Here is a 13,221-nt window from a genome sequence, read left to right as displayed (position 1 = left end):
ATCACCAACTCAACATTTTCCACAAATACTTTTTACATAACCATAAAACAAATTTTTTTTCTGCCAAAATACATATTGACATTTGTAACGATCTGTTGTAAATTAAATGTAACGGATTACATAAGATTTTACATAAGGATACATCATATAAAATAATAAATATATGTAAACAATTACAATGATTATTAGGAGGTTAAATATGCCAACTATACAAGAGGTGGCTAAACAAGCTGGAGTATCTGTAGCTACTGTTTCTAGAGTGTTGAATGACAATGGACCAGTTTCATCAAGTACCAGAAAAAGAGTTCAAGCAGTTATAGACGAACTTAACTACCAACCTAATCTACTAGGAAGAAACCTAAGAAGATCAGAAACTAGAATGATACTAGTATTACTAGAGAATATCTCCAATCCATTTTATTCTAAGATAGTAAAAGGGATGGAAGATACAGCCCATGAAAATGGTTATAATGTATTGATCTGCAATACTAATACAGATATTGATTTGGAAAGCATATATTTGGATTTTCTAAAAAACAAGTTGGTAGATGGAGTTATCTTTACTTGTACGGCTATGGTTACCAAAGAATTCAATAAATTAGCCAAACATTATCCTGTTGTATTATGTAATGAATATAATAAGGACATAAAAGCCCCTATTGTAACTATTGATAATGAAATTGCAGGTTATGAAGCAACATCCCATCTAATAAAGCTAGGACATAAAAAGATTGGAATGATATCCGTTGATAATGTAGGATCATCTTATGACAGAATGAAAGGTTATATTAGAGCTATTGAAGAAGCAGGTTTAGTGGTTAATGATGATTATATTGTTTATCATACATTTTCATATAAAGGTGGAATGAGAGGAATCAAACAATTATTTGAAGTGGATGATCCGCCAACAGCAATATTTTGCATATCAGACTTAATAGCAGTTGGAGCTATAAAAGAGTTGAAAAGTATGGGACTTAGTGTTCCTAAAGATGTGGCAATCGTAGGATTTGATAATAATAGTATTGCACCTATGTATGATCCATCTATTACTACAATTGCTCAGCCTAGATATGATATTGGTAAAAAAACAATGGAAATCATGTTGCAAAGGATTAAAGGTAATGCAGAGAATAATTCTGTTGTAAAACTAGAGCATGAACTTATCATAAGAGATTCAACTTTACCATCTGTCAATTACTAGTATTATAATTCGTTTAATGATTACGCTATTAAAAATATAAAATTTATATAATTTAAAACAATTCAATAGGAGGAATAATAATGAGTGACAAATTAAAAGCAGGAATCATAGGTTGTGGAGGCATAGCTAATGGAAAGCATATGCCAAGTATCAAAAAGGTAGAACAAATCGAAATGGTTGCTTTTTGTGACATTATAGAAGATAGAGCAGTGGAAGCAAGCAAAAAATTTGGAAATGAAAATGCAAAATATTATACAGACTATAAGAAAATGTTATCAGATAATAATTTAGATGTTGTATATGTATGTACACCTAATAGAGAACATAGTTTCATTGCAATCGATGCGCTTGAAGCAGGTTGTCATGTTATGTGTGAAAAACCAATGGCTAAGACAGTAAAAGAAGCAGAAGAAATGCTAGAAGCTGCTAAGAGAACAGGTAAAAAATTAACAATAGGTTATCAAAATAGATTTAGAGCAGATTCACAATACCTTAAGAAATCTTGTGAAAGAGGAGATCTTGGAAATGTGTATTTCGCTAAAGCTCATGCGATAAGAAGAAGAGCAGTACCAACTTGGGGAGTATTCCTTAACGAAGAAGAACAAGGTGGAGGTCCATTAATTGATATTGGAACACATGCTCTTGACTTAACACTATGGTGTATGGATAACTACAAACCAAAAAGAGTTGTTGGTACTACATATAAGAAATTAGGAGATCAAAAAGATACTGGTAATGCTTGGGGAGACTGGAACCAAGATGAATTCACTGTAGAAGATTCTGCATTTGGATTTGTTACTATGGAAGATGGTGCGACTATTATCTTAGAATCAAGCTGGGCACTAAACACTCTTGAAACAGGTGAAGCTAAGACAACACTTTGTGGAACAAAAGCAGGAGCTGATATGAAAGACGGACTTAGAATCAATGGAGCGGATCTTGGTAAATTATATGTGAAGAAGCCAGGACTTAGTGCTGATGGTGTTGATTTCTTTGAAGGAGATAGCAATAATCCAGCAGATGTTGAAGCTCAAAGTTTTGTAGATTGTATAATCAATGATACAGAACCAGTAGTAAGACCAGAACAAGCTCTAGTTGTTACTAAGATATTAGAAGCAATCTATAAGTCAGCAGAATTAGGAAAAGAAATTATATTAGATTAATAATAATGATAGAGATACGAAAGGAGTAAATAAATATGAAATTAGGAGTTTTTACACCATTACTAAACAACCAGCCTCTAGATGAAGCGCTTAGTTATTTAAACAAATTAGGCGTAACTATGGTAGAGATCGGAGCAGGAGGATATCCAGGAACATCACATGCTAATCCTGATATATTACTTAATGACGATGCAAAATTAGAAGAATTCAAAAATACTATCAAAAAACATAATATGGAAATAAGTGCACTCAGCTGTCATGGAAATCCAGTACACCCTAATAGAGAAGTAGCTAAAAAGTTCCATGAGGATTTTGAAAAAACTATATTACTAGCTGAAAAACTTGGATTAAAACAAATAAATACTTTTTCAGGTTGTCCAGGTGGTTCAAAAGAAGATAAGACACCTAACTGGGTAACATGTCCTTGGCCAGAAGATTTTACAGAAGTTCTAGATTATCAATGGAATGAAGTATTGATTCCATACTGGAAGAAAGCTGTAGCTTTCGCTAAAGAGCATGGTGTTACTATGATAGCACTTGAAATGCACCCGGGATTCTGTGTATACAATCCATATACATTATTGAAGCTTCGTAATGCAGTTGGAGAAGAGATTGGAGCTAATTTTGACCCTAGTCATCTATTCTGGCAAGGAATCAATCCAGTAGCGGCAATCAGGGAATTAAGAGATTGTATTTTCCATTTCCATGCAAAAGATACTAAGATAGACGATATTAATTGTGGTATCAATGGTGTTCTTGATACAAGACACTATTCAGATGAAATCAATCGTTCTTGGATCTTTAGATCAGTTGGATATGGTACTGATTATGCTACATGGAAAGATATAATCAGCGCACTTAGAATGGTTGGATATGATTATGCCATTAGTATAGAGCATGAAGATTCATTAATGTCAGTAAATGAAGGTTTGACAAAAGCTGTAACATTCTTAAAAGAAGTCATGACTTTTGAAAGTACAGGTGGTATGTGGTGGGCATAATTTCATAATTATGTTTCATTGCCAAGTAGCACTTGATTAATATGATAAAATAGTTTATAGTGTGATAAAAAGCAACAAAAAAATCAAACAAAAATTATATTAATGATGGAGATGAATGACAATGTTTAGAGTTGGGATTGTAGGATGTGGAAATATTTTTCCAATGCATGCATATCCTGTAAATGAACTTAGCTGTACAGAATTAGTGGCTGTTTGTGACATCAAAGAAGATAGGGCTAAGGCAAAGGCACAGGAATTAGGTTGTAAATATTATACAGATTATAAAGAAATGATTGATAAAGAAAATTTAGATGTTGTACATATTTGTACACCACACTATATGCATCCATTAATAGCTATCTATGCAGCAGAAAAAAAGGTAAGTGTATTAACTGAAAAACCAATGTCAATTAAACTAGAAGACGCTAAGAAAATGATTGATACTGCAAAAGATAATGATGTAACTCTTGGTGTAATCTTCCAAAATAGATATAATAAAGGCTCACAGCTTATTAAAAGTACTTTGGAATCAGGTGAATTAGGTAAGATAATCTCTGGAAAACTATCTGTTACTTGGGATAGATCAGATGAATATTATACTAACAGTGATTGGAAAGGGACTTGGGACAAAGAAGGCGGCGGAGTTATTATTGACCAAGCTATTCACACTATGGATTTGATGCGTTGGTTCATGGACAGCGAAATTGAATATGTTGATGCCAATATAAGCAATAGAGCGCATGAAATCATTGAAGTTGAAGATTCAGCTGAAGGTGTTATAAAATATAAAAACGGTATATTTACAGGATTCTATGCTATTAATTATTATGGTTATGATGCACCTGTAGAGATAGAGATCTACTGTGAAAATGGAATTGCCAGTATGGTAGCAGATAAGGGAATAGTTAAATTCAAAGATGGTAGAACTTTGACAGCTGATTCAGACCCTAATGAAATATTCAATTATGGAAATGTGAAAAGTTATTGGGGAGTAAGCCATGTAAAACAAATCAAGAATTACTATGATAGCCTTACTAATGGTACTGAACCAGAGATAACAGGTGAAGAAGCTTATAAGACTCAAAAAATGATTTGTGCAATTTACGATGGTGGAAAAGAGAAGAAAAGAATAAATTTCTAAATGTAAACTAATAAAATATATAATAATAAGGGGCTGTCATCTTGACGCCCCTTGAATTTATCCTATGTTCTATCTATTTTATAAATCTACACCTTTGGATAGTAATGTAGATGATGATATATACAGGATTATACTAACAATAGAACTATATATTAATGAGGTAGTAGAATAATCCATAGTTGCACCTTTGCCTATACTTACACCAGTATCTATACTACCAACTATTTTATACTGTACATAAGTTATTAGAACTTGAAGTATCAAGAAGAATAAAAAGCTAAATATTCCACCTAGTTTAACATTCGCTAATAATGTTTTCCTTATAGTTATAGCTAGATAAATAGTTAGTATTAAAGCAAACCAGCCAATAATAAATGATACAATACCTAAAATTATTTCACTAGGTGAAGGTAAAGCTGAAAAGCTTTCAAAGAAATCCATTATCATACGTGCATTACTAGCAGGGTCATTTAGATATTTAGCATATACTATTTTATAATTAAGTAGCATAAATCCGATATACATACCTAAGCCGATAGTAGCTTCTATTAAACTAATAATTAATTTTGAACCAATTATTTGATATGAATTAGTAGGTGTCAAAAATAACATATATCCGGGTTTTTTATATAAGTCCGATGAGTACATATTAATACTGTCTATAAGTAAAAATATCAGGCCTCCAAAACCAAGTAAAAATATTAAGATTACTGTAAAAACAAGGGCTATTCCGCCTTTATAAATAGTAAAAAGTATTGCTAATTCAATTAAACCAAACATAACTAGGGCGATTACAATTAATTTTGCTTTTTTAAGTGATTCATATTTCATTAATCTAAGCATTATGCGTATACCTCCTTATAAAGATCTACAATAGATTTACCTCTTTCTTCTCTTACCGTTTCAGCATCTCCCATAAGTACTAATTCACCGTTTTTGATAAAAATAACTTCGTCAAGGATTTTCTCCATTTCATCTACTAAATGACTAGATACGATAATTGTATTTTCATCATTAGAACATTTAACTATAGTATTTAATATTTTTTCTCTTGCAACCAAATCAATACCATTTAATGGTTCATCTAACATAATTAATTTAGAATCTCTAGAAAGAGTTACAGCAATTTTCATTTTTGAAGCCATTCCAGAAGATAAAGAAGATACTTTCATATCCATTTCAAGATCCATATAAGCAATTAATTCTTTGTATCTTTCCATGTTGAAATCTTTATAAAAATCTTGATAGAAATCGCCTACAGTTTTTATTTTCATATATGGATATATGAAATTCTCAGTTGACATGTAAGCAGTCTTTTGCTTAGATTTTACACCAACATTATTCCCTTCAACTAAAATATTACCAGATGAAGGATTCAACAATCCTGCTACCATTTTCATGAATGTAGTTTTACCACTACCGTTAGGACCCAAAAAACCATATATTTTACCTTGTTCTACAGTTAATGATAAATTTTTAACTGCTTTTTTTGATAAATAACCTTTTGATAGATTTTTAATTTCAAGTAACATCTATTTTTCCTCGCTTTCTTTTTTTATTATTGATATGAGCATTTCACTAGTATAACCAAGTTCCGTCATACCTTTTATGAAATCATTGATTAGTTCTTTTGCCATATCATTTCGTATATGTTCTATTTTAGATTTTGATTCTGTAACAAAAGTTCCTAAACCTCTCTTAGTAAAAGTGATTTCTTCCCTTTCCATCTCTTTATATATTCTGCCAGAAGTGTTAGGATTAATACTATATTTAATAGCTAACTCTCTTGTTGAGGGGAGTTTTTCTCCAGGTGATAGTTTCCCAGTTATAATATCTTTCTTTAGCTGATTGATTATTTGTATATAGATAGGAATACTATTATTAAAATTCACTTATCCACCTCCATAAACTTCATGCAACAACTAGTGCACTAGGTATATAGTACACTATGAAAATAGACTTGTCAACACTTATTTTTAATTCTTCCCATTTTTTTAATTTGCTTGCATAATACTTGCTGATATAAGTATATTTTCGTTTTATAAAGAGAAAAAGAAATATATCTTATAAAAAAAGGTTTATAATAGATAATAAAGAATACTATAGTATATAGAAAAATAATATTTTAATAGTTATTATAATTATCATTTTAGCTATTAATAAAAAGAGGTGATTAAATGAATATCGGTACAATCATAAAAAAAGCAGAAGAATTAAATACTATTTCAATTGATGATACTTTAGGAAAAGGTCTTAAGATCATTGAAGAGAATGACTTGCTTTCGCTACCTGTAGTAGAAGGAAAGAAGTTCATAGGTATATTATCAAGACGATATGTTTATGAAACTTATTTCAAGGAAGACGGGGGAGACAAGAAAGAATTTCTAGAAAGAAAAGTAGAGGAATTCATGAAAACAAAAGTTCCTTCTGTTGATAATCTGAATATGCTGATCGAAGAAGCTGCTGCAATGTTCTTTGCTAATAATAAATTAAGATTTATACCTGTTGTTAATGAGAATGAAGAATTATTAGGAATAATAACTAAAAAAGCTATATTAGAAAGGTTTAGATTCATATATGGCATGAATGAACCTAGACTAGTTATTTACATATATGATTTTAAAGGAAAACTTGCTAAGATAACTGATATCATTGCAAAAGCAGGTGGCAATATTAAAAATATTGTTCAAGCTGACACAGAAGTATTAGGTTTGCAAGAAATATCCCTAAGAGTTAAAGCTAATGACATACGCAAAATTGTTAAGAGTTTGAACAGTCATGGATTCGAAGTAAGAGAATTCAATGAAAATAATTATAAATAAATTAAGAGGGGCTGTGAAACAACACAGCCCCTAATATTTACTATCCTATGACAGCTTCACCAAATTTTTCACCAAATTCATAAGCTTCTTTTAATTGTTCATCTGAAGGATTGAATTTGATCTTAAGACCTTCTACAGGCATTTTAAAACGAAGTTGTTTAAAACGACCTTCCATATTAGGAACTGCTTCACCGCTCCAGCCATATGAACCAAATGCTCCAGCTAATTTTCCTTTATGGATTATTGGATTAAGGGAAGTAAGGATATCCCATATTGGTGGTAGAGCATCAGATACAATTGTAGGCGAACCAAGTAAGAGTCCTTTGGCTAGATTGATTTCTTTCATGACTTCATCTTTTTTGGTTTCTACAAGATCATAAAGTAATACATCCAGACCATCGCTTTTTTTAATACCTTCTGCAATTTTATTTGCAATCTTTTCAGTATATCCGTAAGCTGATACATAAGCTATAACAACACTTGGTGTTTCTCTTTTATCTTCAGTTGCCCATGTTTTATATAGCTTCAAGTATTTATCAAGATCTTTTCTAAGGATTGGACCATGACCAGGGCATATGATATCAATATCAATATTATTTATTTTTTTAAGTGCTTGTAGAACATAAGATTTGAAGGGACCTATGATGACATCAAAATAATATTTATAACTGTCTAAAAAATCGCCTTCTATTTCATCATTGAATAATTTTTCATCACAGTAATGACATCCAAAAGAGTCACAAGTAATTAATGTTTTTTCTTCTTTTATATAAGAGTACATTGTATCTGGCCAATGAAGAAATGGTGCCATGATGAATTCTACGGTCCTGTCACCTAATTCAAGAGTAGAACCTTCTTTAGTTACAATTGATTTAAATGATTTATTGGTAATTTCTTTCAAGAATTTTATAGCCATTGCTGTTCCTACTATTGTTACATCAGGATTCATTTCCAAAATCTTAGAGATAGAACCAACATGATCTGGTTCTGTATGATTAACAACAATATAATCTATTTCATCTATTGATGAAACCTCATTCAATCTTTCTAAAAACTCATCAAAGAATTTCACTTTTACAGTCTCAAATAATGCTGTTTTATTGGAGCCTTTCACTAAATACGAATTATATGTAGTACCATATTCTGTATACATTACTACGTCAAATAAACGTATATCATAATCAAGAGCTCCAACCCAGTAAATTCCATTGTTTATTTCTTTAGCTTTATTCATAATAATCTCCTTTCACCCTATTTTATATAGTTATAGTATTTTTCCTTTTACAGAAGTTATACTTTTAATTTAAAAGTTTAATAAGAAAGTCATATTTTCTAGTTACTAATAGTTAGTTGATAATTAGTATTACTTAGTAGTAGATTAACACAGCTTTTTATTAAAGTCAATATAAGTATAACATTAATAACCATATAATAAGTATAATTAATTTTTGTAGTATAATATGAGAATTCAATTTAATATATTAAACTAAAATATCTATACACCCATTTTAATAAGTTCAACATATCATTGATTTTATGAGCTTATTAGAGCTAAAAGATTGCTGTTTCTATATCAATTATTTAATTCATCTGATATAGATGAATTAAATAAAATGATAACAAGTTATAAAAGTAGGTTGAAAATTATCTTTGTCCATAATGAATATTATGTTATAATGAATTAATTAAGAAACGCTTAACGTATCTTATCTTAATAACATAGCGGAGGATAAAGTAATGAATAAGAAGGGATTAAGTAAATTAAAGATTGACATAAAACCTACACAAATTCTTGTGTTAGGATTTTTATTTCTAATAATTGTCGGTGCAATATTATTGAATTTACCTATAGCTACTAATAATGGAGGAAGTATCGGATTCATAGATGCTTTATTTACATCTACTTCTGCAGTATGCGTAACAGGACTTGTTGTTGTTAATACTCTGGAATATTGGAGTATGTTTGGTAAGATTGTAATTATAGTATTAATCCAAATCGGTGGACTTGGATTTATGACTTTTGCAACAACTTTCTTTATAATCATGGGAAGAAAAATAAGATTGAAAGAAAGACTTATCATACAAGAAGCATTAAATCAATACACTTTATCTGGTATGGTAAGATTAACTAAGAATGTATTACTAGGGACTCTATTAATAGAAGGAATTGGAGCTGTGCTTTTATCTATAAGATTTGTTCCCAAAGATGGAGCGTATGGTATATTTAAAGCAATTTTCCATTCTATTTCAGCGTTTTGTAATGCAGGATTTGATATTGTAGGTGATAGTAGTTTGAGTCCTTTTGTTGGTGATATCATTATTAATATAACTATAATGTTACTAATAATATTAGGTGGACTTGGATTTACTGTTTGGATTGATATACTTAGAGTAGTGAAAGAGAAGTTTAATAATAAGTGGAATCTAAAAAGAACATTTAGAAAATTTACTTTGCACACTAAAATAGTATTAGTTTTAACATTATCATTAATAGTGATGGGATTTGTGTTCTTCTTTATATTAGAAACTACTAATCCTGATACCCTTGGTAATTTATCTATGAAAGATAAAATATTAGGTTCGCTTTTCCAAGCAGTTACACCAAGGACGGCAGGATTTAATACCATGCCTCTAGGGAATATGACTCATGGTTCAAAGTTCATGACAATAATCTTAATGTTTATTGGTGGTTCGCCAGCAGGTACAGCAGGTGGTGTGAAAACAGTAACTATGGGTGTCATTATACTGACTGTTATATCAGGCATTAGAGGTAAAGAGAGAACAGAAGCATTTGAGAGAACTATACCTGAAGATATAATAAAAAGAGCATTAGCTGTTATAACTATAGGTATCGCTGTTGTTATCACCGTAACTATGATATTATCAGTTACAGAAACAGGAAGCTTTATGGATATACTATTTGAATCTGTGTCAGCTTTTGCAACAGTTGGATTGACTCTAGGAATTACAGGGAGTTTAACGACTATTGGAAAGATTGTTATCTGCATTACTATGTTTATTGGTAGACTTGGTCCATTAACAATGGCGGTAGCTCTTTCAATGAGAGCTAGATCAAAAGCCAGTATGAAAAAACCAGATGAAAAAGTAATGGTAGGATAAATGATTATATAGATGTTTATGGTTAATATATATATTGAAAGGAAGGTAAATGGTAATGGGTAAAAAAAGAGATTTTGTGGTATTTGGATTAGGAAAATTCGGACAAAGTGTTGCACAAACACTCAGTAAGAATGGTTGTGATGTCCTTGCGATTGATAAAAACGAAGCAATTATACAAGATATAGCATCTTCGGTAACCCACGCTGTACAGGCAGATGTTACAGATCAAGATGCATTAAGTGCTCTAGGGGTTAGGAATTTTGATGCTGCTATAATTGCTATATCAAATGATATGCAGTCAAGTATTATGGCGACTATATTAGTAAAAGAATTAGGAGTTCCATATGTACTTGCAAAAGCACAAAATGATATCCATAAGAAAGTTCTTGAAAAAGTTGGTGCAGACAAAGTTGTTTTCCCAGAAAGAGAAATAGGTGTTAGAATAGCTAATAACCTAATCTCAGAAAACTTTGTGGATTATATTGAATTATCAGAAGACTATAGTATTGTGGAGGTCTCTATACTAGATGAATGGATAGGTAAGAGTTTGAAAGAACTAGACATGAGAGCTAAATTTGGTATGAATGTCATGGCTATTAGACAGGGCGCTAATATCAGTATCACACCAGGTCCTGATGTAACCCTAAAAGATGGGGATATACTAGTTGTAATTGGTAGCAATAATGATCTGAAAAAGATTAATATAATAAAATAGTAGGAATGAAGTATATGATTACAAGTATGCAGAATACGAAAGTGAAAAAAATAATACAGTTACTTAATAAGTCCAAGGCAAGAAAAAAAGAAGGATTATTTATTGTTGAAGGCAAAAAAATAATTAGTGAGATAGAAAAGAGTCGTATCAGTGAAATTTTTGTTACTGACAAATACTATGAAAAAGAACGTATGTATGTAGATAAATTGATCGAGGAAAAAATAAAAGTTGAGATTGTTAACGAGTCTATTATGAAACATATATCTGATTCTGTAACACCTCAAGGAATACTTGGCATCATTAAGATAGTTCCTATGGAATTAAATATTTTGATGGATGAAAAGCCGCTTATCATCATATTAGAGAATATACAAGACCCAGGGAATCTTGGAACTATTATTAGAACAGCAGACGCAGTAAAAGCAAGTGGTATCATTATATCAAAAGGTTCTGTTGACGTATATAATCCAAAAGTCATAAGAGCCACTATGGGTTCTATATTTAGAGTACCTGTTATTGCAGAGAGTAATTTGATAGAAGACATCAATACTCTTAGAAACAATAATATAGAGATACTAGCGTCTCATCTACAAGGTAGTCTTAATATATATGATTGTGATTTGACCAATGGTGTTGGTATATTGATTGGTAATGAAGGTAATGGCTTAACAGAGGGTATTACTAAACTTGCTCATAAAAACATTAAAATTCCAATGATAGGAAAGTCAGAATCTTTGAATGCAGGAGTTGCTACAAGTATAATAGCATATGAAGTATTAAGACAAAGAAATTACATTTAATGATAGATTAATAAGGATTTGAATATAATTATAATAAGAAATTGTAAAGAATTTGAAAATAACTCTTTTCAACTTCTTTTTTTTATGTTATTATGTATTTGATAATGAATGTCATTATCAAAATGGAGGTGTCTTTATGAGAACTTGTATAAATAACAAAGAATGTATACTTAATCATGTGTGTAATGATTATGAAAAGCGATTAGTGAAAACCATAAGTCCGGTAATAAATGGAATAAAGCCAGCAGAAATAATAAGCCTACCGAAAAAAGAAGAAGATGTTAAAGGTAAATTAAAATTATTAACTAACATGTATACCAGATGTAGTAAAATAAAAGGTGAAATCATTAATTACTCTAGTAAGAGTATTAAAGTATTTATCTATAATGAATATGCTCTAAAGAATATATTACATAAAAGAAATATAATAAATTTTCTAGCAACATGCGGGTATAGTCCTAGTTATTCTTTCAATGATTACTTAAATAAACTGTTTGCAAAAATAAGTATGGGACAGATACCTGATGAAATAGGTATATTTCTAGGGTATCCGCTAAAAGATGTAATGGGATTCATGGGAGTTGTTAATTTGCCTTTGACAAAAGTTAATTATTGGAGAATTTATGGTGATGCAAATATATCAGATAAACTATATGATAATATCCAAAAAGTAAAACATCATACAGAAAAACTACTTACACATAAGACACCTCAACAAGTTTTTGAATTACTAATAAGTTAATATGGAGGTCAATATAATGGATAAAGCATTAATTATTTATTGGAGTGGTACAGGTAACACAGAGGCAATGGCTAATGCTATTGCAAAAGGTATAGAATCAGAAGGTAAAGAAGTTCAGATCGTACCTGTTGATTCAGCTAACAAAGACATGGTGAAAGAAGCAACACATGTAGCTCTTGGATGCTCAGCTATGGGAGCAGAGGTATTGGAAGAAGATGAGATGGAGCCATTTGTTGAAAGTTTAGAAGATATTGATTGGTCAAATAAAAAATTAGCCCTATTCGGTTCTTATGACTGGGGAGACGGTGAATGGATGAGAAACTGGCAGGAAAGAATGGAATCATGTGGTGCCACTTTAATTAAGGATGGTCTTACAGTTAATCTAGATCCACAAGGGGAAGAATTAGAAAATTGTATTGATTTAGGTAAATCACTGGCAACTGCATAATTCTATAATTATAAAAGGAGCAATTATTACATTTATAGAAATGAAATAAGCTCCTTTTTATAATATTT

The 13,221-nt window shown here is 30.6% G+C and carries 14 protein-coding genes; 10 read left to right on the top strand and 4 right to left on the bottom strand.

From position 1 onward, the window contains the following. The first annotated feature begins 199 nt into the window (after window positions 1-199). The 4 genes from ACX6CF_RS11650 to ACX6CF_RS11635 all read left to right on the top strand — a co-directional run bounded on the left by ACX6CF_RS11650 (window position 200) and on the right by ACX6CF_RS11635 (window position 4,506). Window positions 200-1,201, top strand: coding sequence for a LacI family DNA-binding transcriptional regulator (locus tag ACX6CF_RS11650; RefSeq protein ID WP_458785505.1), 1,002 nt, complete (start codon window positions 200-202; stop codon window positions 1,199-1,201). A gap of 80 nt (window positions 1,202-1,281) precedes the next feature. Next, entirely contained in the window at window positions 1,282-2,364 is a 1,083-nt protein-coding gene (locus ACX6CF_RS11645) for a Gfo/Idh/MocA family protein (protein WP_458785504.1), read from the top strand. 35 nt (window positions 2,365-2,399) lie between these two features. Next, a complete protein-coding gene (locus ACX6CF_RS11640; RefSeq protein WP_458785503.1) occupies window positions 2,400-3,365 on the top strand; it encodes a sugar phosphate isomerase/epimerase family protein in 966 nt (321 codons plus the stop codon). A 121-nt stretch (window positions 3,366-3,486) separates the two neighbouring features. Next, entirely contained in the window at window positions 3,487-4,506 is a 1,020-nt protein-coding gene (locus ACX6CF_RS11635; protein WP_458785502.1) for a Gfo/Idh/MocA family protein, read from the top strand. A gap of 78 nt (window positions 4,507-4,584) precedes the next feature. On the opposite strand, the gene ACX6CF_RS11630 is transcribed toward ACX6CF_RS11635, so the two are convergent. The 3 genes from ACX6CF_RS11630 to ACX6CF_RS11620 are packed head-to-tail and all read right to left on the bottom strand — an operon-like array spanning window position 4,585 to window position 6,398. After that, window positions 4,585-5,349 (bottom strand): hypothetical protein, encoded by a 765-nt coding sequence (locus ACX6CF_RS11630; RefSeq protein ID WP_458785501.1) that lies wholly within the window; start codon window positions 5,347-5,349, stop codon window positions 4,585-4,587. Further along, the gene (locus ACX6CF_RS11625; protein WP_458785500.1) at window positions 5,349-6,038 is read right to left on the bottom strand and encodes an ABC transporter ATP-binding protein; all 690 of its coding nucleotides are present in this window, start codon (window positions 6,036-6,038) and stop codon (window positions 5,349-5,351) included. Before ACX6CF_RS11625 ends, ACX6CF_RS11630 begins: the two co-directional genes overlap by 1 nt. After that, window positions 6,039-6,398 (bottom strand): GntR family transcriptional regulator, encoded by a 360-nt coding sequence (locus ACX6CF_RS11620; RefSeq protein ID WP_458785499.1) that lies wholly within the window; start codon window positions 6,396-6,398, stop codon window positions 6,039-6,041. Between the two features lie 285 nt (window positions 6,399-6,683). Here ACX6CF_RS11620 and ACX6CF_RS11615 point away from each other — a divergent pair, with 285 nt between their 5' ends. Beyond that, the gene (locus ACX6CF_RS11615; RefSeq protein WP_458785498.1) at window positions 6,684-7,328 is read left to right on the top strand and encodes a CBS domain-containing protein; all 645 of its coding nucleotides are present in this window, start codon (window positions 6,684-6,686) and stop codon (window positions 7,326-7,328) included. Window positions 7,329-7,368: 40 nt separating this feature from the next. On the opposite strand, the gene ACX6CF_RS11610 is transcribed toward ACX6CF_RS11615, so the two are convergent. Continuing rightward, window positions 7,369-8,562, bottom strand: coding sequence for an FprA family A-type flavoprotein (locus tag ACX6CF_RS11610; RefSeq protein WP_458785497.1), 1,194 nt, complete (start codon window positions 8,560-8,562; stop codon window positions 7,369-7,371). Window positions 8,563-9,065: 503 nt separating this feature from the next. Here ACX6CF_RS11610 and ACX6CF_RS11605 point away from each other — a divergent pair. The 5 genes from ACX6CF_RS11605 (at window position 9,066) to ACX6CF_RS11585 (ending at window position 13,153) form a co-directional block, all read left to right on the top strand. Continuing rightward, on the top strand, window positions 9,066-10,448 hold the full coding sequence (locus ACX6CF_RS11605) for a TrkH family potassium uptake protein (protein WP_458785496.1): 1,383 nt from the start codon (window positions 9,066-9,068) through the stop codon (window positions 10,446-10,448). 55 nt (window positions 10,449-10,503) lie between these two features. Beyond that, entirely contained in the window at window positions 10,504-11,163 is a 660-nt protein-coding gene (locus ACX6CF_RS11600) for a potassium channel family protein (protein WP_458785495.1), read from the top strand. Between the two features lie 14 nt (window positions 11,164-11,177). Beyond that, entirely contained in the window at window positions 11,178-11,963 is a 786-nt protein-coding gene (locus tag ACX6CF_RS11595; RefSeq protein WP_458785494.1) for a TrmH family RNA methyltransferase, read from the top strand. A gap of 136 nt (window positions 11,964-12,099) precedes the next feature. After that, window positions 12,100-12,705, top strand: a complete 606-nt coding sequence (locus tag ACX6CF_RS11590; protein WP_458785493.1) for a DUF3793 family protein — start codon at window positions 12,100-12,102, stop codon at window positions 12,703-12,705. 16 nt (window positions 12,706-12,721) lie between these two features. Continuing rightward, complete coding sequence (locus ACX6CF_RS11585; protein ID WP_458785492.1) at window positions 12,722-13,153, top strand: flavodoxin; 432 nt, start codon at window positions 12,722-12,724, stop codon at window positions 13,151-13,153. Window positions 13,154-13,221 lie beyond the last annotated feature (68 nt).

This window comes from Vallitalea sediminicola (genome assembly GCF_054408565.1).
This window is presented reverse-complemented; position numbering and strand designations above follow the sequence as displayed.

What these genes read in the sequence shown, in the direction of transcription:
- ACX6CF_RS11650 (WP_458785505.1), top strand. Translation starts at nt 200, where the DNA reads ATGCCAACTATACAAGAGGTGGCTAAACAAGCTGGAGTATCTGTAGCT.
- ACX6CF_RS11645 (WP_458785504.1), top strand. Translation starts at nt 1,282, where the DNA reads ATGAGTGACAAATTAAAAGCAGGAATCATAGGTTGTGGAGGCATAGCT.
- ACX6CF_RS11640 (WP_458785503.1), top strand. Translation starts at nt 2,400, where the DNA reads ATGAAATTAGGAGTTTTTACACCATTACTAAACAACCAGCCTCTAGAT.
- ACX6CF_RS11635 (WP_458785502.1), top strand. Translation starts at nt 3,487, where the DNA reads ATGTTTAGAGTTGGGATTGTAGGATGTGGAAATATTTTTCCAATGCAT.
- ACX6CF_RS11630 (WP_458785501.1), bottom strand. Translation starts at nt 5,349, where the DNA reads ATGCTTAGATTAATGAAATATGAATCACTTAAAAAAGCAAAATTAATT.
- ACX6CF_RS11625 (WP_458785500.1), bottom strand. Translation starts at nt 6,038, where the DNA reads ATGTTACTTGAAATTAAAAATCTATCAAAAGGTTATTTATCAAAAAAA.
- ACX6CF_RS11615 (WP_458785498.1), top strand. Translation starts at nt 6,684, where the DNA reads ATGAATATCGGTACAATCATAAAAAAAGCAGAAGAATTAAATACTATT.
- ACX6CF_RS11610 (WP_458785497.1), bottom strand. Translation starts at nt 8,562, where the DNA reads ATGAATAAAGCTAAAGAAATAAACAATGGAATTTACTGGGTTGGAGCT.
- ACX6CF_RS11605 (WP_458785496.1), top strand. Translation starts at nt 9,066, where the DNA reads ATGAATAAGAAGGGATTAAGTAAATTAAAGATTGACATAAAACCTACA.
- ACX6CF_RS11600 (WP_458785495.1), top strand. Translation starts at nt 10,504, where the DNA reads ATGGGTAAAAAAAGAGATTTTGTGGTATTTGGATTAGGAAAATTCGGA.
- ACX6CF_RS11595 (WP_458785494.1), top strand. Translation starts at nt 11,178, where the DNA reads ATGATTACAAGTATGCAGAATACGAAAGTGAAAAAAATAATACAGTTA.
- ACX6CF_RS11590 (WP_458785493.1), top strand. Translation starts at nt 12,100, where the DNA reads ATGAGAACTTGTATAAATAACAAAGAATGTATACTTAATCATGTGTGT.
- ACX6CF_RS11585 (WP_458785492.1), top strand. Translation starts at nt 12,722, where the DNA reads ATGGATAAAGCATTAATTATTTATTGGAGTGGTACAGGTAACACAGAG.